The sequence below is a fragment of the Methylorubrum rhodinum genome, from assembly GCF_014199935.1.
GTDB lineage: Bacteria > Pseudomonadota > Alphaproteobacteria > Rhizobiales > Beijerinckiaceae > Methylobacterium > Methylobacterium rhodinum.
On sequence record NZ_JACHOP010000007.1, the window covers coordinates 46,590 to 66,982 of the forward strand.

A 20,393-nucleotide genomic window follows, 5' to 3' on the forward strand; every position below is an offset into this window, starting at 1 on the left:
GACCACGATTTCGGACCTTCGGCGCCCCCTCGGCGCCGCGGCCTGTCCGCACCCGATGGGGCCGCCCCGCCCGGCCCCATGCCCGCACCCTGGGAGATGCCCACACGATGACTGGCCGACGCTTCCACCCCGCCGCCGGTCCGCTGCTCGTGATGGCCGCGCTGGCGCTCCAGCCGCAGCCCGCGAGCGCCCAGGTCTCGTCCTTCCTCGACGGCCTGTTCGGCCGGAAAGAGGAGCCCCCGGCCCCGCCGGCCGCTCCCGAGCCCGAGCCGGAGGCCGCCCCCGCGGCGCCGAAGAAGGCCGAGAAGCCGGCCAAACCCGCCAAGGAGAAGGCGGCTGCGGCGGACAAATCCCAGGACAAGACCGGCAGCATCAAGGCGAATGCGGCCAAGCCCGGCGCGCCCACCCCTTCCGCGGCGGCGCCCGCCGGCACCCGCGTCGCGGCGGTCGGCGCGCCGAACCTCGGCGCCTCGCTTCAGGACGCCGATCCGGCCCAGATCGTCGCCGGGGCCAACGCCTACTTCAACAGCTTCCAGACGCTGACGGGCTCGTTCATCCAGATCGGCGCCGACGGGCGGCGCATCGGCGGCAAGCTCTCGCTGGTGAAGCCCGGGCGCCTGCGCTTCGAGTACGACCAGCCCTCCCCTCTCGAAGTGGTGGCCGACGGCACCTCGGTGGCGGTGCGCGACCGCAAGCTCAACACCCAGGATCTCTACTTCATCTCGCAGACGCCGCTGAAATTCCTGCTGCGCGAAAAAATGGACCTCGCGCGCGACCTGACGGTGACCGAAGTCACGAACGATCCGGGCGGCGTGCGCATCGCGCTGGAGGACCGCTCGACGCTCGGCGGCACCTCGAAGATCCAGCTCTACTTCGACGCCGAGATGAAGACCTTGTCGCAGTGGCGGATCACCGATCCGCAGGGCTACCTCACCACGGTGCAGCTCACCAACCTGCAGAAGGGCAAGGCGGTCGATCAGTCGATGTTCTTCATCAATTACGGCCGCGCCGAGGACAAGGCGATCCAGCGCCAGCTCCAGGGGCAGAATCCCTGACGAGCCGTCCGTTGGAGCGCATTCCGGCGAACCGGTGGTTCGCGTCGTCGGAGCGCGCCCTAACGGTGCAGCATGTGCTCCGCACGGTCCTTGAGGGCGTGGACCGCCGCCGGCTCGCGGTCGGCGATGAGATGCCAGACCGTGTGGTGGAGAAACAGCGTGTCCACGAGCAGCATCAGCGCCAGGACGATCACCACGCACAGCGCCTGAACGACCGAGCGCTCGAGCCGGGAGACCCGCTGCGCCGGAGCGGGCCGTTGTTGCGATAGCCGAACGGTGAACATCGCGGCCCTCCTCCGGCCTCTCTTCCTCTGCTCCGCGACGATCCCGCCGAAAACTTGCGATTCGGTTGTGGCCATCGGCGAGATCCGGCTCTATCCGGCTTCGTCTCGATCAGGGCCGATGCGCGGCCGTCCGGTCGAACGGACAGCGCCCGCCAACGGATTCGTCGCCCGTGCAACTCACCGTCACGACCTGGAACATCAACTCGGTGCGGCTGCGCATCGAGTCCGTGCTGCGCTTCCTACGCGAGGTGCAGCCCGACGTGCTGTGCCTGCAGGAGACGAAGTGCCCGGACGAGCTGTTCCCGCTCAAGGCGCTCCGGGGGACGGGCTACGAGCACGTCGTCTTCGCCGGCCAGAAGGGCTATAACGGCGTCGCCATCCTCTCGCGCTTTCCCCTGCTGACCCGCGAGGTCGTAAGCTTCTGCGGCAAGCCCGATGCGCGCCACATCTGCGCGGCGCTGGGCCCCGAGGCGGGCCAAGCGGCGGGGCTCGTGCTGCACGATTTCTACGTGCCGGCCGGGGGCGACGTGCCCCACCGCGAACTGAACCCGAAATTCGCGCACAAGCTCGACTTCCTGGCCGAACTGCGCGCCTGGGGCGGGCGCCGCGTCTCCGGCCCGGCGATCCTCGTCGGCGACCTCAACGTCGCGCCGCTGGAGCACGATGTCTGGTCGCACAAGCAGTTGCTCGACGTGGTGAGCCACACCCCCGTCGAGACCGAGGCCTTGGAGACCCTGCGCGGCGAGGCCGGCTGGATCGACGCCGCCCGCCTCCTCACCCCGGAACCCGAAAAGATCTACACGTGGTGGAGCTACCGCTCGCCCGACTGGGCCGCGGCCAACAAGGGACGGCGCCTCGACCACGCCTGGGTCTCGCCCGATCTCGCTGGCACGGTGCGCAAGGTCGAGGTGTTTCGCGAGGCGCGCGGCTGGGACAAGCCGTCCGACCACGCGCCGGTCACGCTCACCCTCGAACTGTGAGGCGGAACGCGAAGGCCCCCTCCGGCATTGGACTGGCAACTCAACAGTTCGAACGGAGACAAGCCCCGCATGCGTGGCATCCTGCGCCAGATCCTCGTCGTCTTCCTGCTGCCCAAGGCCATCGCCTGGGTGCGCCGCCGATACAGCGGGGGCCGCCACACCGGCCCGTCCCACCGCTCCTACTGATTGTCTCCGGCCCGGATCACCCGATCCGGGCCGTTTCGCATCCGCCTGCGGCCGTAGCCGAACCAGATCGCCAGCCCCAGCGCCAGCCAGGCTGCCAGCCGCAGCCACGTGTCGCCCGGCAGGCTCGCCATCAGACTGATGCAGGCGAGGATGCCGAGCACCGGCACGACGGCGCCGCCCGGCACCCGGAACGGGCGCGGACGATCCGGCTCCCTGCGGCGCAGGATCAGCACGGTGGCGCAGACCAGACCGAAGGCCAGCAGCGTGCCGATGCTGACGAGTTCGCCGAGCACGTCGATCGGCACGAGCGCCGCCACCAGGGCCGTGGCGAGGCCGATCAATCCTTGAGACGCCCACGGGGTCCGCCGTTGCGGATGCACGCTCGCAAAAAGATCGGGCAGCATCCGGTCGCGGGCCATGGCGTAGAAGATGCGCGCCTGCCCGTAGAGGGCGGTGAGCGTCGCGGTGGTGAGCCCCAGTAGCGCCCCGACCTTGATGGCGAGGGCGAGGCCGGCGAGCCCGGTGGTGTCGATCGCCTTGGCGATCGGGTCCGGCACGGCGAGTTCCCGGTAGGGCACGAGCCCGGTCAGCACGCCCGCGACCGCGATGTAGAGGACGCTCGTCACGATCAGTGCGCCGATGATGCCGATGGGCGCGTCGCGCTGCGGATTGCGGGTCTCGGCCATGGCGGTGGCGATGGTCTCGAAGCCGACATAGGCGAAGAACACCACGCCGGCCCCGCGAAAGATTCCGCTCCAGCCGAAGGCGCCGAACGCGCCCTCGTTCGGCGGCACCAGCGGCGACCACAGTTCGGGCCGCACATGCGCCGCGCCGATCCCGACGAAGGCCAGGATGATCGCGACCTTCAGCGCGACGAGCGCCGCGTTGACCCGCGACGCCCCGCGATTGCCCGCGATCAGCAGCGCGGTGAGCGCCAGCACGATGCCGGCGGCCGGCAGGTTCACCACCCCGCCCTCCCCCGGCGCGGCCGCGAGCGCCGCCGGGAGCTTGAACCCCGCATCCGCCATCAGGCTCTGGGCGTAGCCCGACCAGCCGACCGCGACGGTGGCGGCGGCGAGCGCGAATTCGAGCACGAGGTCCCAGCCGACGATCCAGGCCGGCAGCGCCCCGAAGGTGACCCGCGCATAGGCATAGCTCGACCCCGCCACCGGCATCATCGCGGCAAGCTCCGCGTAGCAGAGCCCGACGAGCCCGCTGGCGATCCCGCCGAGCACGAAGGACAGCATCAGCCCCGGCCCGGCGTAATGCGCGGCCGCCGTGCCGGTCAGCACGAAGATGCCGGCCCCGACGGTGGCGCCGACGCCGATGCAGATCAGGCTGAGGGCCGAGAGATTGCGAGCGAGTGTAGGCTGAGCCGTATCGGTACATGAGTCACTCGGCGCTGACGGTATCCGAATGCTGACCGCAGATATTGATTTTTCTTGCAAATCTCGGCTCCACGCTCGAAGATAGATAGATAGAGATAATTTATAGAGGGTTTGCTATGGCGATTCTGATGGGGCCCGTTTTGTCCTTTCGCGGCAGAGAAGCAGCCAAGTGGGACGTTTCTGTCTTGATCGTCGTGGATGGAGAGCCGGAACGCGTCAGATTCAGGAACAAAACCATCAGCCACGAAACTTTGTGGGATGCGGCCGCTGGAAAAGTGTGCCGATACATTCTTTCGCTGCCGATGGGTGGAGAACAGGCTCAGCTGTCCTACAAAGTCGGCCAGACCAGCTACGACATCGTCGTGCCAGCCTCCACCCAGGCGCCGACGATGGCCTACGCCTCCTGCAACGGCTTCTCGTCCCTCAAGCTCATGAAGGGGGTGAAGGACAAGAACGCTGTCTGGAAGGTCATGGCGCGGCGTCATGGGCTCGCGGAGGTCGTGCATGAGGACGGCATGCCCGAGACGTCGCCCGCTCACCCCTATCATCTTCTTCTGCAAGGCGGAGACCAAGTCTATGCCGACGCGATGTGGGAGACGCTTCCGTCTATGAGGGAGTGGAACGCGCTGGACTGGGCCGAGGGCAATGCCGCGCCCATGACCCCGGCGATGCAGCAGGAACTCGATGCGTTCTTCTTCGACCTTTACGTCTCGCGGTGGTCCCAGCCCGAGGTGGCCCGCATGATCGCGCGGGTTCCCTCGATCGCGATGTGGGACGATCACGATCTGATCGACGGGTGGGGCTCCTACCCTCCCGAGCGACAGAATTGCCCGGTCTTCAAGGGGATCTGGGTCGCGGCCTCGAAGGCGTTCGCGGTTTTTCAGCAGCATCTCAAGGACGGCGAACGTCGGCCCGGCGCGATCGGGCAGGCAAAGCCCGGATGGTGGAAGCAGCCGGCGACGCAGGAAACCCGGGTCGGGGCCTTCAGCTATGGCTACCTCGTCGCGGACGTAGCCATCCTCGCCATCGACATGCGCTCCCAACGGACCGACAAGAGCCGCGTGGTGAGCCGAGAGCATTGGAGCGAGCTGTTCGGATGGCTCGACCAGCAGCAGGACATCACGCATGTGATGGTTATGTCGAGCATACCGGTGGTCTATCCGGGATTCGATACCATCGAGAAGGTTCTTGGTATCTTTCCCGGGCACCAGGAGCTTGAAGATGATCTCAGGGATCATTGGCGCAGTCAGCCTCATCAAGGTGAGCGCCTGCGCCTGATCCATCAGCTTCTCGCTCTCTCGAAGCGCAGGAAAATACGCGTGACCATCCTGTCGGGTGATGTGCATATCGCGGCTCTCGGTATCATCGAGAGCAAGCGTGAGCAGGCAGCCGGCTCCGAGAACGTCATCAATCAGCTGATCTCGTCCGCCGTCGTCCATCCCGGACCGGGGGGCGTGGTACTGTTCGCCCTGCGGTACCTGTTCGACAGCGACGAGGAGGTCGATCGAGGTGTGTTCGGCCGGATGATGACGTTTCCGAACAGCAAGACAAAGTTCCTCGGTGGACGGAACTACCTCAGTCTGGAGCCGGACGGGATGGGCCGGTTCTGGTGCAACTGGTTCGTCGAGCGCCAGGACTATCCGTTCACGAAAGTCATCCATCCCCTGGGGCAGGATGCATCCGACATGGAGGTCGAGGGCACCGTGTGAGGCGGCACGGTCACGAGGTGACGGGGAAGCTGGCCCCGGAATCGATGCTGGCGCTTCCCGCGGTTTCGTGTATGGTCCGCCCGCCTCGACCCGGCTGACGGGCGGGGCTTGTGCCGCTTGCGGCTGACCGTGCTGGACGACATCCCGGCACCGGCCCGACCGCGAGCTTCGAACGCCAAAGCCCCGTTGCGGGCGGCGTTCCCGACCAAACCCCACCTGAAAGGCAAGCCGATGTCGATCACGGCCGAGCGCAAGACCGCGCTCATCAAGGAATACGCGCAGGGCGGCAAGGACACCGGTTCGCCGGAGGTCCAGATCGCGCTGCTCACCGAGCGGATCACCAACCTGACCGGTCACTTCAAGACCCACGGCAAGGACAACCACTCCCGCCGCGGCCTCCTGAAGCTGGTCTCGCAGCGCCGCTCGCTGCTCGACTACCTCAAGCGCAAGGAAGAGGGCCGCTACCGCTCGCTGATCGAGCGCCTCGGCATCCGCCGCTAAGACCATCCACGCGGCCTCTCGGGGCCGCGTTTCACTATGAGCGCTCTTGAGCCGCAGTGGACGCCGGTTCGGCGTAAAGAGAGCGCGGCACGACAAGACTGTTCGGGCATGGGGCCCGGCCGGTCCGCACGGGCGGCTTCGAGGCGCGAGGCGCCGGGGCAGGATCGCGAGACGCTTCTTCGAGAGGAAGCGTCTCGCCGTCTTGCCTCTGGCGGCGCCGGGCCAAGCCCCGCACGCATGAAGGCAGGAAGACAAGAATGTTCGACGTTCAACGCGAAGAGCTGATCTGGGGCGACCGCAAGCTCGTTCTGGAAACCGGCAAGACCGCCCGCCAGGCCGACGGCGCCGTGGTCGCCACCTACGGCGAGACCACCGTGCTGGCGACCGTGGTCGCCGCCAAGGAGCCCAAGGCCGGCATCGATTTCATGCCGCTCACGGTCAACTACCAGGAGCGCGCCTACGCCGCCGGCCGCATTCCGGGCGGCTACTTCAAGCGCGAGGGCCGTCCCTCCGAGAAGGAGACGCTGGTCTCCCGCCTGATCGACCGGCCGATCCGCCCGCTCTTCGTCGAGGGCTGGCGCAACGACACCCAGGTCGTCGTCACCGTCCTCTCCCACGACCTCGAGAACGATCCGGACATCGTCGCGATGGTCGCGGCCTCGGCCGCGCTGACCATCTCCGGCGTGCCGTTCATGGGCCCGATCGGCGCCGCCCGCGTCGGCTACATCAACGGCGGCTACAAGCTGAACCCGCCGGTCACCGAGATCAAGGACGAGTCGACCCTCGACCTCGTCGTCGCCGGCACCACGGACGCCGTGCTGATGGTCGAGTCCGAGGCCAAGGAACTCTCGGAAGACGTGATGCTCGGGGCCGTGATGTTCGGCCACAAGCACTTCCAGCCCGTCATCGAGGCGATCGTCCGCCTCGCCGAGAAGGCCGCCAAGGAGCCGCGCGACTTCTCGCCCCCGGAGAACGCCGACGTCGAGAAGGCGGTGCTCGACATCGCCGAGACGGAGCTGCGCGAGGCCTACAAGATCACGGTCAAGCAGGAGCGCTACAAGGCCGTCGACGCCGTGAAGGCGAAGGTGGTCGCCGCCCTCTGCCCGGCCGAGGGCGAGCAGAAGTTCTCAGCAGAGAAGGTCAAGGCCGCCTTCAAGGAAGCCCAGTCGAAGGTCGTGCGCTGGAACGTCCTCGACACGGGTTCCCGCATCGACGGTCGCGACGTGAAGACGGTCCGCTCGATCGTGTCGGAAGTCGGCGTGCTGCCCCGCGCCCACGGCTCGGCGATCTTCACCCGCGGCGAGACGCAGGCGCTGGTCGTCGCCACGCTCGGCACCGGCGAGGACGAGCAGTTCATCGACGCGCTGGAAGGCACCTACAAGGAGCGCTTCCTGCTCCACTACAACTTCCCTCCCTATTCCGTCGGCGAGACCGGCCGCATGGGCTCGCCGGGACGGCGCGAGATCGGCCACGGCAAGCTCGCCTGGCGCGCGATCCGTCCGGTGCTGCCGCCGGCCCACGAGTTCCCGTACACGATCCGCGTCGTGTCCGAGATCACCGAGTCGAACGGCTCCTCGTCGATGGCTAGCGTCTGCGGCGGCTCGCTGTCGCTGATGGATGCGGGCGTGCCGCTGCGCCGCCCCGTCGCCGGCATCGCCATGGGCCTCATCTTGGAGGGTGAGCGCTTCGCAGTGCTGTCCGACATCCTCGGCGACGAGGATCACCTCGGCGACATGGACTTCAAGGTGGCCGGCACGGACGAGGGCATCACCTCGCTCCAGATGGACATCAAGATCGCCGGCATCACCGAGGAGATCATGAAGATCGCCCTCGCCCAGGCGAAGGACGGTCGCGCCCACATCCTCGGCGAGATGGCCAACGCGCTCACCGCGGCCCGTCCGGAGCTCGGCGAGTACGCGCCGCGCATCGAGACGATGCAGATCCCCACCGACAAGATCCGCGACGTGATCGGCACCGGCGGCAAGATCATCCGCGAGATCGTCGAGAAGACCGGTGCCAAGATCAACATCGAGGACACCGGCATCGTCAAGATCGCCTCCTCCGACGGCAAGGCGATCAAGGCGGCCTACAACTGGATCCGCTCCATCGTCGCCGAGCCCGAGGCCGGCACGATCTACGACGGCACGATCGTCAAGATCATGGAGTTCGGCGCCTTCGTGAACTTCTTCGGCGCCAAGGACGGCCTCGTCCACATCTCCGAGCTGGCGCCGCAGCGCGTCGCCAAGGTCGGCGACGTCGTCAAGGAAGGCCAGAAGGTCAAGGTGAAGTTCCTGGGGGCCGACGAGCGCGGCAAGATCCGCCTGTCGATGAAGGTCGTCGATCAGGAGACCGGCGAGGACCTCACCGAGAAGCTGAAGGCCGAGCGCGCGGAGCGCGGCGAGCCGGAGCGCGAGGAGCGCAGCGACCGGGGTGATCGCGGCGACCGCGGCCCCCGCCGCGACCGCGGCGAGCGGCGGCGCGAAGCCGGCGAGTAAGCCGTCACCTCCCGATCTCATCGATCGATCATGGATCGCGGCCCCTCGGGGCCGCGCTCTTTTTTTGTCGCCCCGTGACCTCTCGATCGAGCGGCGACGAGGTAGAACAGCCGCACGGCCAACAACGAACGGATGTCTCGGATTCTCCCGCATCCGTGAGGGCGGACGCGCGTGAACCGGTTCCTGAAGATCTACCTCGTCGTGACGGGCATCCTCGCCGTCGTCGGTCCCGTGGTTGCCCTCTTCCTCTCGGTCCTCAGCCTGCTGTTCCCGCCGCTCCGGCTGCTCGCGTGGGGCCTCGGGACGGCGCCGGTCCTCTTCCTGTACGGTGCCGTCTTCGCCGCCGGCTGGTTCCCGACTCGATCCCGGCTCGGCGCTCCCGGGGCTTTCGTCGTCGGTGGTGCGGCCGCTGCCTGCTTGGCCGGCGTGACGCCCCTTCTCGTGAACGAGGGACTCGAGACTTGGACCGCACGGGTCCGGGCGGAGGACAAGCTGCCGAGCGATCCGGTTCCGATCTCCGGCGTCCTGCGGATCGAGCGCGACGGCAGCGCGTACGGGCCGGGCTCTCACCCTGAGCGCCTCGCCTGCGACACGTTCTGTGCGGCTGCTCTGTTCACGCCCGGCGTCGAGGCGGTCGTCGTTGCCCTGGCCGACGACGCTCGGCCGAGGGAAATGTCGAGGCGCGATGATCATACCGCTGCCTATCGGTTGCAGCGCGGGGAGTGCTCGAAGCCTCTGTTGCCACGCTCCGGCGCCGACTTCGATCTCCGGGAGTGGCCGGATACCACCGCCCTGCATACGAGCCACCTGCTCGCGCTCGCGGACGGCCGATGCCTGGTGTTCGACGACACGATCCCCGCTGCCGACTGGACGCTTCGTCTCGATCGCAGGACGCTATGGGGAGGGGATAGGACGCGCCCGAGCGATCCGCCCAACAAACTGGTCGCCGGCGTCGGCCCATTCGATCCGCTCGGCACGATCACCCGGACGCGCCTGAGCCTCGACGGGCGCGGCGCCCGCGTCCTCCAGCAGACCCGGGTCGATACGCAGCCGCTCGCCGTCCCGCTCTTCGCCGCCGCCGTCGGCGGCTTCTTCAATTTTCAGTTCGGCTGGTACCGCCGGGAGCACACGGACGGGCGCTTCGATCCAATCGCGCTCCTCGCGCGCACCACTCGACTGCGGCTCTCGCCCAGCACCTCACCGACGCCTGCCCCAACGGCTGAGGCGGTCCGAACGGCGCTGACGGCGGCGCTTGACGACCCGGCCTTGCCCGCGGGCGCCGCGGGTTTGCGACTGATCGGACCAATGCTGCGTGCGATGGACCCACGCGAGGTCCCACCGATCGATGTACGCCCTGACGATGCGGCGCTGATCGCACGGGCCGTTGCCGACCTCCGCGTGCCCGAGGCCGACATCGACATCGGTCTCGCCTCGGCAATTCGCGCACTCGGCCCGAGCGCGCACGTTTTACGAGGGCCGATGGTCGCCCGCCTCCTTTCGACACCCGTGACCAAAGATCGCCGGGATTGGAGCGGCTTAGGATTTGCCCTGGCTCTTCTTCCGCCCGGAACGTTCGCGACGCTCACGCCCGACGAAGAGCGCCTGCTCGCCGACCCGGAGCGGCAGCGCTGGGTCACCGGTCTCATCGAACGGTTGACGGACCGCGGGGCCAGTGGCGTGCCTCAGTTGATCGACGTCATCGCACGCGCCTACGCTCGGCGGGCGATCGAGAACGGTTGGTCTGGTCTGGATGACGCGAGAGCGGCGCTACGCGCTCTGTGCCGGCTCGGTCCCGCCTCGGGCGACGCTTTCGCCAAGCTGGCCAAACTCATCGAGACCGGCGCCGTGCCGCGCTCTGTCCTCGACGAACGCGAGTGGCAGTTCATGCTCGCCCGCCTCAGCGGATCGCTCGAACCCGTGACGACGATCGGCGACGTGTCGGCCTCGCGCCCGCCGGACAAGCGACAGCCCTGGCCGATCCTCGTGCAGTTCAAGCCCGAATATTGTCAATGAAGCCAAGGGGGCTGGTCGTGCCCGAGTCGGACCGCCTCGCAGGGCGAGCCGCCGTGGACTGTTCCGGCTTCCGTCGGATGCCCCCGGATTCCCCGCTCTGCGGAGCGAATCGTCAAAACCGCAGCGCCTCCAACAGCGGCCGGAGCTTGTACTTGCGGCGGTGGCGCTCGATCAGGGCCTCGATCGTCGCGCTCCATTCGTCGATCAGGCCGGCGGATTCGTGGGCGAGCGCCGCACGGCGCAGCCATTCGGCGGCCTGCGCGTAGTCGCCCGCCGCACCCGCGTCCATGATCGCGTCGGCCCGGCTGCGGGCCACGCGGATCACCCAGTCGGAATGGCTGGATTGGGCCGCCTCCATCAGGCGCAGCAGCACCGCCTCCGGCACCGCGTAGCCCGGTGCCCCGCCGACATCCTTCACCGCCTCGTCCACGAGACCCTCGTCGAGCAGGATTTCGGTGCGCTCGGGCGCCCGCTCCGCCGCGCGCAAGGTCTTGAGGAGGTCGCGGCGGACGGAGGTCCATGTCTTTCCCGCCACCGCCCGCGCGGCCTCGAAATCCGCCCGCGCCAGGGAGCCGGCGAAGGCGGCCCGCGCCGCCGTGAGCGCGAGGTCGGCGCGGCCGGATTCCGTCGCCGCCTCCCGCAGCCAGCGGGCGAGCGGCACCACGGAATGGGCGCCGCGCAGGGAAACGGATTCGTTCGGCTCGAACGACAGGCCGGCCTCGGCGACTGCGAGGCTCTCCTCCGCCCGCCCCGCCTCGGCGAGCGCCCGAGCCAGGGCGAGCGCATCGTCGGGGTGCCCGAAAGCCTTCCGGGCATAGGCCACCGCCTCCTCGATCCGGCCGAGCCGGACCAGCATCAGGGCGGCGGCCGCATGCGCCTGTGCGGCGCGGGCGAGGTGGAGATAGGCGTCGTGGCGCCCGGCGGCGTCGAGCACGCGCAGCCGCACCGCGGTCAACTCCCCCTCGGTCCAGTCCGCCTCTCCCTTCGGCGGCCAAGTCCCGCTGTCTTTGCCGCCCTCGCCGTTCAGGATCGCCTGGAGCGCGGGCGGGTCCCAGCCGATCTCCAGGGCCCGGACCGCCAGGGCGAAGCTGTCCTCGACGCCGTACTCGGCGAGCGCGGCGTCCCAGTCCGTCATCGTGTCGGCGAGCGACGCGCGCTCGTCCTCGTCGAGGTCGCTCATCAGCGCGGCCTCGGCCATCATCCGTCCGAGGTCCTGGAACAGGGGATAGAGCGTCTCGTCGTCGTAGCCGCCGCTCGTCTCGATCCAGTCCTCCACGAACACCTCGGCGACCGCCTCCAGGATGCCGAGGGCGCCGCGGCCGTCGCCGGCCTCCAGGCGCGGCACCGCCTTGTCCACGAGGTCGCGCAACTCCGCGGGGTCGCCCGCCGGGCGATAATCGTCCCAGTAGTCGCGCTCCGCGTAGCGCCCGGCGAGCACCGCCCGGGCCTGGGCGGCGACGGGGGCGGGATCGGCGTCGGAGCCCGGCGCGGCGGCGCATTCGGCCTCGATCCAGCCGGCGAGACCCGGATCGATCTCGGCGCGCCGCAGCAGCAGGCGGGCCAGCGCGTCGCGGTCGAGCGACCCGATCACCACGGCGAGGCTCGGCCGCTCCTGCGCCTCTTCGGGCGCCTCGATCAGGGTCAGCAGCGTGGCGACGACGTGCTTGCAGGCGCCGCCCCACTCGTAGGGGCAGGTGCAGGCGTAGTCGTCCACCTCGCCCGCGTCGATCCGGACGGTGACCCGGTAGGTTTCGCTGCCCTCGACCCGCGCCGTGACGGTGTCGCCCCGCCGCACGACGTCCGAGACGGCGCCCTCGTCGCGATAGGCGCGGCCGCGCGCGAACACGGCCTCTTCGGCCAGCCCGCGGATCGCCGCCTCGTCGAGGCCCGTCTTCCGACCCTTCTTCGTCTCCTTCCCGGCCATGCCGAACGCTCCCTCCCGCCTCGGGCGCAGGAAGCCACAGCCGCGCGGCCTGCGCGAGTCCGAGGGCCCGGCGGGCAACAGCTTCCGCGCGGCGGCCCGCGCCGGTAGAACGGCCTTCCCCGCCTGCAGGAGCGCGCCATGAGCGACGAGATCGTCTTCTACACCTCGCCGATGTCCCGCGGCCGGATCGTGCGCTGGATGCTGGAGGAGGTGGGCCGGCCCTACCGCACCGAACTGATCGGCTTCGGCGCCATGAAGGAGGCCGCCTACCGGGCGATCAATCCGATGGGGAAGGTGCCGGCGCTCAGCCACGGCGCGACGGTGGTGACCGAGTGCGCGGCGATCCTGGCCTATCTCGCCGACGCGTGCCCCGAGGCCGGGCTCGCGCCGGAGCCGGCGGCGCGGGGGGCGTATTACCGCTGGCTGTTCTTCTGCGCCGGCCCGGTCGAGGCGGCGGTCACCAACAAGGTGCTGGGTGTGACCGTGCCGGACGAGCCGCGGATGCGCGGCATGGTCGGCTACGGCAGCCTGGAGGCGGTGCTCGATACGCTCGAAGGCGCGGTCTCGGGCCGGGAGTTCGTCGCGGGCGAGCGCTTCAGCGCCGCCGACCTCTACCTCGCCGCCCATCTCGGTTGGGGCATGCAGTTCGGCACGATCCCCAAGCGCCCGGCCTTCGAGGCCTATGCCGGCCGCCATGCCGGCCGGCCGGCGGCCGTGCGGGCGCGGGAGATCGACGACGGGCTCCTGGCCCGGCAGGCCGCGTCATAGCGGATCCGCCGGAACGCCCGCCCCGCCCCCGCGTTCGCCCCGCGAATCCTGACCATCACACGGATGCGGATGTTTCCATGAACGAGATGATCGAAGACATCTTCGGCGGCACGCCGAACCTGACCATGACCGAGCGGGCGGTCTCCGTCGCGCTCGGGCTCGGCATCGCGGCCGCCGCCGCCCAGCCGCGGCCGAACAAGTGGCTGAGCCTCGCCGCCCTCGTGGTCGGCGTCGGCCTCGCGGTGCGCGGCGCCACCGGCCACTGCGCCGTCAAGGCGCTCACCGACAGCGATCACGACCGGCTCGCCTGACGCCGTTTGCGCGGACAACGAGAAAGGGGCGCTCCTCGCGGGGCGCCCCTTTCTCTTATCCCGTGCGATCCGGCTCCGCCGCGCGATGGGCGGAGCCGGGGGCCGCGTCAGTAGGTGCGGCTGCTGCTGCGGCTCGCGACGAAGCCGTAGATCGCCAGCACGATGCAGGCGCCGACGACGGAGGCGATGAAGCCCGCGCCCTGATTCGGGCCGTACCAGCCGAGCGCCTGACCGAGGAAGGTCGCCACGAAGGCGCCGACGATGCCGAGGATCGTGGTGAGGATGAAGCCCGACGGCTCGTTGCTGCCCGGCATGATGAACTTGGCGATGACACCGGCGACGAAGCCGATGATGATGGTCCAGAGAATGCTCATGTGCGACCTCTAAGAGCTTGGACGGCTTGCCGGTTTCGGAGGTGGGTGGAGGCTCGGCCGCATTCCGGCCGAGACCCCGGCAGAGACTTGGCCGTTGTCGGATGACAAACGCGCGAGCGGAGCGCCCGGTTGCCTTGGGCCGGCTGCGGCGCAGCAAAAAAGCGCGGCTCTTTACGCGCAACCGCTCGCGGCGGCAGAAGGGTCCGGGCATTTCCTGAGACGAGGCCATCGCCGACATCATGACCATCGAGCGCTACGAGACCGGACCCCGCATGTGCCAGGGCGCCGCCCATGGCGGGCTCGTGTTCCTGGCGGGGCAAGTGGCCGCCGACCCGGTGGGCAACGGCGTCACCGTGCAGACGCAAGGCGTGCTGGAGCAGATCGACCGGCTCTTGGCGCAGGCGGGCAGCCACAAGTCCCGCATCCTCTCGGCCACCATCTATCTCGCCGACATCGCTACCTTCGCCGAGATGAACGCCGCCTGGGACGCCTGGGTCGACCGCGAGAACCCGCCGGCCCGCGCCACCGTCGAGGCGAAGCTCGCCGCACCCGAATACCTCGTCGAGGTCGTGGTGGTGGCCGCGCGAGGCGAGCCGTGATCCGGCGGAGCCTCCTGCGTGGGCTCTCGGCAGCCCTCGCCGCCCTCCCCCTCCTCGTTGCCGGCGGCGCGCGGGCGGAGGAGCGCGTCGTCAACATCTACAACTGGTCGGACTACATCGACCCGAAGGTGCTGGAGGATTTTTCCAAGGAGACCGGCATCAAGGTCGTCTACGACACCTACGACAACAACGAGGTGCTGGAAACGAAGCTCCTGGCCGGCAAGTCCGGCTACGACGTAGTGGTGCCGTCGGGCCCGTTCCTTCAGCGGCTGATCAAGGCCGGCGTGTTCCTGCCGCTCGACAAATCGAAGATTCCGAACCTGAAGAACGTCTGGCCCGAGATCGCGGGTCGGCTCCAGGCCTACGACCCCGGCAACACCTTCGCCGTCGATTACATGTGGGGCACGACCGGGCTCGGCGTGAACGTCGCCGCCGTGCGCGAGCGGCTCGGCGCCAACGCCGCCCTCAACAGCTGGAGCCTCGTGCTCAACCCGAGCACGATGGCCAAGCTGAAGGATTGCGGCGTCATGCTCCTCGATTCCCCCGAGGACCTGATCCCGTCGATCCTGCCGTTCTACGGCTACAAGGTCGATTCCAAGCGCTGGGACGACATCACCACGGTGACCGACGCGCTCTACAAGGTCCGCGGCGCGGTGCGGAAATTTCACTCGTCGGAATACGTCAACGGGCTGGCCAACGGCGACCTCTGCCTCGCGGTCGGCTATTCGGGCGACGTGCTGCAAGCCAAGAAGCGGGCCGAGGAATCGAAGAACGGCGTCGAGATCGCCTACTTCATCCCGAAGGAGGGCACGCTGATGTGGTTCGACGCCTTCGCGATCCCGAAGGACGCCCCCCACCCGGCGGAGGCCTACGCCTTCATCGACTACATGATGCGCCCCGAGGTGGCGGCGGCCAACACCAACTTCGTCGCTTACGCCAACGGCAACCTGCCCTCGCAGAAGTTCGTGAAGCCGGACATCCTGAAGGACCCCGGCATCTACCCGGACGAGGCGACGATGCAGCGGCTCTCCACCAACACCGCCTGGAACGACACGACGCAGCGTTTCGTGACGCGGGCCTGGACGCGGGTGCGCACGGGGCGGTGAGGCGACAGGCCGGGAACGGTCGGCTATTCTATATGTGTTGGACGCACCCTTTCCGTCACGACGGCCCTGTGGCTTGCGGGGCTTACGGTGAAGTCGCCGATCGCCGTCGCAGTGAGTAGGCAGACGGAGAGGGGGTGAGCAATGTGCTGATGATCCCGCTTGTGCGGATCTCGATCACTCGCAGCCCGAGCGGTGAGTGGTCGGTGACCATCACGCTCGGGCTGATCTGACGTGCTAGCGTCTGACAAGAGGGCCCGCGGGCGGCCACCCGCGGGCCCTCACCCATATTATGGAGCGCCTGCCCGGCGAAATCAAAAGGTCCGTGGACCTATTCGGAGGCCCGTGCACCGTCTCTGATCGTTCACCGCGGTTCTTTGCCAAAACGAAAAGGCCCCGGCTCGCGAGAGCCGGGGCCTTTTCGTTGTCTCGTGTGTCCTGGGAAAGCGGCCGGTTACTCGGCCGCCGCCGGGGGCAGCTCGCTGAGGTTGGCGGCGTTGGCCGCGTTCTCGGACGAGCGCTGCTGCAGGATCAGGCTGTCGCGGCGGCGGGCGATGGAGCGGATGTCCGCCGCGAGGGAGCCGGTGCCGGCCGGGATGAGCGAGCCGACGATGACGTTCTCCTTGAGGCCTTCCAGGGTGTCGACCTTGCCGTTGACCGCGGCTTCCGTGAGGACGCGGGTGGTCTCCTGGAACGAGGCCGCCGAGATGAACGACTTCGTCTGCAGCGAAGCCTTGGTGATGCCGAGCAGGACGGGCACGCCCTGGATCGGCTTCTTGCCCTCGGCCAAGAGCTTCTCGTTGAAGTCGGCCAGCTCCGTGCGGTCGATCTGGTCGCCCGTGAGGATGTCCGAATCGCCGCCGTCGGTGATCTCGACCTTCTGCAGCATCTGGCGAACGATCACCTCGATGTGCTTGTCGTTGATCGACACGCCCTGCAGGCGGTAGACCTCCTGGATCTCGTTGACGAGGTAGGCCGCCAGCTCCTCCACGCCCTTGATCGCCAGGATGTCGTGCGGCGCCGGGTTGCCGTCGACGATGTAGTCGCCGAGCTCGACCACGTCGCCGTCCTGAAGGTGGATGTGCTTGCCCTTCGGGATCAGGTACTCGACCGGATCGGACCCGTCATGCGGCGTCAGCGTGAGCCGGCGCTTGTTCTTGTAGTCGCGGCCGAAGGCGATCGAGCCGGACTTCTCGGCGATGATCGCCGCGTCCTTCGGACGGCGCGCCTCGAACAGCTCCGCCACCCGCGGCAGACCGCCGGTGATGTCGCGGGTCTTGGCCGAGTCGGTCGAGACGCGGGCGAGCACGTCGCCGGCCTTCACCTTCGCGCCCGGATCGAGGCCGATGATGGCGTCGACCGGGAGGAAGTAGCGGGCGTCCGAGCCGCGCGGCAGCTTGATCGGCTTGCCGTCGCGGTCGAGCACGAGCATCGCCGGCTTGAGGTCGGACGTGCGCGAGGAGCCGCGCCAGTCGATGACCACGCGCTTGGCGATGCCGGTCGACTCGTCGGTCGTCTCGGTGATCGACTGGCCGTCGTTCAGATCCTCGTAGCCGACGATGCCGTCGACTTCGGCGACGATCGGACGGGTGTAGGGATCCCACTCGGCGATCCGTTGCCCGCGCTTGATCGTGTCGCCCTCGTCGACCCGCACCTTGGCGCCGTATTGCAGGCGGTGGACCGCCCGCTCGGCCCCGTCCGGCCCGACGATCACGATCGCGACCGAACGGCCGGTGGCGATGAGATCGCCGTCTGAGTTCTTGGCCAGCGACCGGTTGCGGACCTTGATCGTGCCCTCGAAGCTCGACTCGACGAAGGACGAATCCGCGATCTGCGCCGCGCCGCCGATGTGGAAGGTGCGCATGGTGAGCTGGGTGCCCGGCTCGCCGATCGACTGCGCCGCGATGACGCCGACGGCCTCGCCCATGTTGACGGGCGTGCCGCGGGCGAGGTCGCGCCCGTAGCAGGTGGCGCAGACGCCGCTCTTGGTCTGGCAGACCAGCACCGAGCGGATCTTCACCTCCTGGATGCCCGCGGCGGCGATGGCCGGCAGGTGACGCTCCTCGATGGTCTCGTTCGTCTTGACGATGACATTGCCGTCCTGCGCGATCAGGTCCTCGGCCGTGGCGCGGCCCAGGATGCGGATGGCGAGCGGGGCGACGACCTGGCCGGCATCGATGATGGCGCGCATCTTGATGCCGTTGGTGGTGCCGCAATCGACTTCGCGGATGACGGCGTCCTGCGCCACGTCGACGAGACGGCGGGTGAGATACCCCGAGTTCGCGGTCTTCAACGCCGTGTCCGCGAGGCCCTTGCGGGCGCCGTGGGTGGAGTTGAAGTATTCGAGAACGTCGAGGCCTTCCTTGAAGTTCGAGATGATCGGGGTCTCGATGATCTCGCCCGAGGGCTTGGCCATGAGTCCGCGCATCGCCGCGAGCTGCTTCATCTGCGCGGGCGAGCCACGGGCGCCCGAGTGGCTCATCATGTAGATCGAGTTGACTTGGCGGTCGGCCCCGTTCTCGTCCTTACGGACGGCGGAGATGCGGCCCATCATCTCGGCGGCGAGCTTGTCCGAGCACTTGGCCCAGGCATCGACCACCTTATTGTACTTCTCGCCCTGGGTGATCAGGCCGTCGTTGTACTGCTGCTCGTAGTCCTTCACCAGTGTGCGGGTGTCGTCCACGATCTGCCACTTGTTCTCCGGCACGACCATGTCGTCCTTGCCGAACGAGATGCCGGCGCGGAAGGCGTGGCTGAAGCCGAGCGCCATGATGCGGTCGCAGAAGATCACCGACTCCTTCTGACCGCAGTGGCGGTAGACGGTGTCGATCATCGCCGAGATCTCCTTCTTGGTCATCAGCTTGTTGACGACGTCGAAGGGCACCTTCGGGTGGCGCGGCAGCACGCCGGACAGGATCACGCGGCCCGGGGTGGTGTCGTAGATGCGCGAGACCGGCTCGCCGTCGGGGCCGAGGCCGCGCCAGCGCCACTTGATCTTGGAGTGCAGCGACACGGTCTTGGCCGCGAGCGCGTGCTCGAGCTGACCGACATCGCCGAACACGCCCTGCATCGGGTTCTGCTTGTCGTCGGGCAGGTGCGCGCCGACCGCGCCGTCGGCGACGATCGACAGGTAGTAGAGGCCGAGCACGATGTCCTGCGACGGCACGATGATCGGCTGACCGTTGGCCGGGTGCAGGATGTTGTTGGTCGACATCATCAGGACGCGCGCTTCCAGCTGAGCCTCGAGGCTCAGGGGCACGTGCACGGCCATCTGGTCGCCGTCGAAGTCGGCGTTGAACGCGGCGCAGACCAGCGGGTGGAGCTGGATCGCCTTGCCCTCGATCAGCTTCGGCTCGAACGCCTGGATGCCGAGGCGGTGGAGCGTCGGCGCGCGGTTGAGCATCACCGGGTGTTCGCGGATCACCTCATCGAGGATGTCCCAGACCTCCGGCTTCTCCTTCTCGACCAGCTTCTTCGCCTGCTTGACGGTCGCCGAGAAGCCCTTGGCGTCGAGGCGCGCGTAGATGAACGGCTTGAACAGCTCCAAGGCCATCTTCTTCGGCAGGCCGCACTGGTGCAGCTTCAGCTCCGGGCCGACCACGATGACCGAACGACCCGAGTAGTCGACGCGCTTGCCGAGCAGGTTCTGGCGGAAGCGGCCCTGCTTGCCCTTCAGCATGTCGGCGAGCGACTTCAGCGGGCGCTTGTTGGCGCCGGTGATGACGCGGCCGCGGCGGCCGTTGTCGAACAGCGCATCGACCGCTTCCTGAAGCATGCGCTTCTCGTTGCGGATGATGATGTCCGGCGCGCGTAGCTCGATCAGCCGCTTGAGGCGGTTGTTGCGGTTGATGACGCGGCGATACAGGTCGTTGAGGTCGGAGGTGGCGAAGCGGCCGCCGTCGAGCGGCACCAGCGGGCGCAGGTCCGGCGGGATCACCGGCACGACCGTCAGGATCATCCACTCGGGCCGGTTGCCCGACATCTGGAACGCCTCGATGATCTTGAGGCGCTTCATCAGCTTCTTGGGCTTCAGCTCGGAGGTCGTCGTCGCGATCTCCTCCTTGAGCGAGGCCGCGATGCCGTCGAGGTCGAGCTCCATCAGGATGCGCCGGATCGCCTCGGCGCCGATCATGGCGGTGAAGCTGTCCTCGCCGTACTCCTCCTGCGCGCGCAGATACTCCTCCTCCGACAGGAGCTGACGCTCCTTGAGGGGGGTGAGGCCCGGCTCGATGACGACGTAGGACTCGAAGTAGAGGATCCGCTCGAGGTCCTTGAGGGCCATGTCGAGCAGGAGGCCGATGCGCGAGGGCAGCGACTTCAGGAACCAGATGTGGGCGACGGGGGCGGCCAGCTCGATATGGCCCATGCGGTCGCGCCGGACGCGCGCGAGGGTGACCTCGACGCCGCACTTCTCGCAGATGACGCCCTTGTACTTCATCCGCTTGTACTTGCCGCACAAGCACTCGTAATCCTTGATCGGCCCGAAGATGCGCGCGCAGAACAGGCCGTCACGCTCGGGCTTGAAGGTGCGGTAGTTGATCGTCTCGGGCTTCTTGATCTCGCCGTAGGACCACGAGAGGATCTTTTCCGGCGACGAGATCGAGATCTTGATCTGGTCGAAGCTCTGCGGCTGGGCCTGCTGGTTGAAAAGGTTCATGACCTCTTGGTTCATGATCCGCTCCTTGCTCGCACGACGCCCCGCG

General features: G+C 68.2%; 15 protein-coding genes. 10 read left to right on the forward strand and 5 right to left on the reverse strand.

The window, feature by feature from the left end:
• The first annotated feature begins 107 nt into the window (after nucleotides 1–107).
• Nucleotides 108–1,055: a LolA family protein gene (locus HNR00_RS10630; RefSeq protein WP_183569021.1), complete on the forward strand. Its 948-nt coding sequence runs from the start codon at nucleotides 108–110 to the stop codon at nucleotides 1,053–1,055.
• A 59-nt stretch (nucleotides 1,056–1,114) separates the two neighbouring features.
• Here the strand turns inward: HNR00_RS10630 and HNR00_RS10635 are convergent, their stop codons facing one another.
• Complete coding sequence (locus tag HNR00_RS10635) at nucleotides 1,115–1,339, reverse strand: hypothetical protein (RefSeq protein ID WP_183569023.1); 225 nt, start codon at nucleotides 1,337–1,339, stop codon at nucleotides 1,115–1,117.
• 170 nt (nucleotides 1,340–1,509) lie between these two features.
• On the opposite strand from HNR00_RS10635, the gene xth reads away from it, so the two are divergent.
• Nucleotides 1,510–2,319: an exodeoxyribonuclease III gene (gene xth / locus HNR00_RS10640; protein WP_183569025.1), complete on the forward strand. Its 810-nt coding sequence runs from the start codon at nucleotides 1,510–1,512 to the stop codon at nucleotides 2,317–2,319.
• 179 nt (nucleotides 2,320–2,498) lie between these two features.
• Here xth and HNR00_RS10645 read toward each other — a convergent pair whose 3' ends face one another.
• A complete protein-coding gene (locus tag HNR00_RS10645) occupies nucleotides 2,499–3,923 on the reverse strand; it encodes an amino acid permease (RefSeq protein ID WP_376770373.1) in 1,425 nt (474 codons plus the stop codon).
• Between the two features lie 86 nt (nucleotides 3,924–4,009).
• Between HNR00_RS10645 and HNR00_RS10650 the strand changes: the two genes are divergently transcribed.
• The 4 genes from HNR00_RS10650 to HNR00_RS10665 all read left to right on the forward strand — a co-directional run bounded on the left by HNR00_RS10650 (nucleotide 4,010) and on the right by HNR00_RS10665 (nucleotide 10,611).
• Complete coding sequence (locus HNR00_RS10650; protein ID WP_183569027.1) at nucleotides 4,010–5,602, forward strand: alkaline phosphatase D family protein; 1,593 nt, start codon at nucleotides 4,010–4,012, stop codon at nucleotides 5,600–5,602.
• A 231-nt stretch (nucleotides 5,603–5,833) separates the two neighbouring features.
• Complete coding sequence (gene rpsO, locus HNR00_RS10655) at nucleotides 5,834–6,103, forward strand: 30S ribosomal protein S15 (RefSeq protein WP_183569029.1); 270 nt, start codon at nucleotides 5,834–5,836, stop codon at nucleotides 6,101–6,103.
• Nucleotides 6,104–6,360: 257 nt separating this feature from the next.
• Nucleotides 6,361–8,598 (forward strand): polyribonucleotide nucleotidyltransferase, encoded by a 2,238-nt coding sequence (gene pnp / locus HNR00_RS10660; RefSeq protein WP_183569031.1) that lies wholly within the window; start codon nucleotides 6,361–6,363, stop codon nucleotides 8,596–8,598.
• Nucleotides 8,599–8,769: 171 nt separating this feature from the next.
• Nucleotides 8,770–10,611 (forward strand): serine/threonine-protein kinase, encoded by a 1,842-nt coding sequence (locus HNR00_RS10665; RefSeq protein ID WP_183569033.1) that lies wholly within the window; start codon nucleotides 8,770–8,772, stop codon nucleotides 10,609–10,611.
• Nucleotides 10,612–10,723: 112 nt separating this feature from the next.
• Here HNR00_RS10665 and HNR00_RS10670 read toward each other — a convergent pair whose 3' ends face one another.
• A complete protein-coding gene (locus tag HNR00_RS10670) occupies nucleotides 10,724–12,535 on the reverse strand; it encodes an SWIM zinc finger family protein (protein ID WP_183569035.1) in 1,812 nt (603 codons plus the stop codon).
• A 138-nt stretch (nucleotides 12,536–12,673) separates the two neighbouring features.
• Between HNR00_RS10670 and HNR00_RS10675 the strand changes: the two genes are divergently transcribed.
• Both HNR00_RS10675 and HNR00_RS10680 read left to right on the forward strand, forming a co-directional pair.
• Nucleotides 12,674–13,303 carry a glutathione S-transferase family protein gene (locus HNR00_RS10675; protein WP_183569037.1) on the forward strand — a complete coding sequence of 210 codons (630 nt, stop codon included), beginning with the start codon at nucleotides 12,674–12,676 and terminating at the stop codon, nucleotides 13,301–13,303.
• Nucleotides 13,304–13,380: 77 nt separating this feature from the next.
• Complete coding sequence (locus tag HNR00_RS10680; RefSeq protein ID WP_183569040.1) at nucleotides 13,381–13,614, forward strand: YgaP-like transmembrane domain; 234 nt, start codon at nucleotides 13,381–13,383, stop codon at nucleotides 13,612–13,614.
• A 107-nt stretch (nucleotides 13,615–13,721) separates the two neighbouring features.
• Here HNR00_RS10680 and HNR00_RS10685 read toward each other — a convergent pair whose 3' ends face one another.
• Nucleotides 13,722–13,988, reverse strand: coding sequence for a GlsB/YeaQ/YmgE family stress response membrane protein (locus HNR00_RS10685; protein WP_183569042.1), 267 nt, complete (start codon nucleotides 13,986–13,988; stop codon nucleotides 13,722–13,724).
• A gap of 239 nt (nucleotides 13,989–14,227) precedes the next feature.
• Here HNR00_RS10685 and HNR00_RS10690 point away from each other — a divergent pair, with 239 nt between their 5' ends.
• Together HNR00_RS10690 and HNR00_RS10695 are read left to right on the forward strand one after the other, a co-directional pair.
• Complete coding sequence (locus HNR00_RS10690; protein WP_183569044.1) at nucleotides 14,228–14,587, forward strand: RidA family protein; 360 nt, start codon at nucleotides 14,228–14,230, stop codon at nucleotides 14,585–14,587.
• Complete coding sequence (locus HNR00_RS10695; RefSeq protein WP_183569046.1) at nucleotides 14,584–15,693, forward strand: polyamine ABC transporter substrate-binding protein; 1,110 nt, start codon at nucleotides 14,584–14,586, stop codon at nucleotides 15,691–15,693. Before HNR00_RS10690 ends, HNR00_RS10695 begins: the two co-directional genes overlap by 4 nt.
• A 451-nt stretch (nucleotides 15,694–16,144) precedes the next feature.
• Here the strand turns inward: HNR00_RS10695 and rpoC are convergent, their stop codons facing one another.
• On the reverse strand, nucleotides 16,145–20,362 hold the full coding sequence (gene rpoC, locus HNR00_RS10700; RefSeq protein ID WP_183569048.1) for a DNA-directed RNA polymerase subunit beta': 4,218 nt from the start codon (nucleotides 20,360–20,362) through the stop codon (nucleotides 16,145–16,147).
• Between the last annotated feature and the right edge of the window lie 31 nt (nucleotides 20,363–20,393).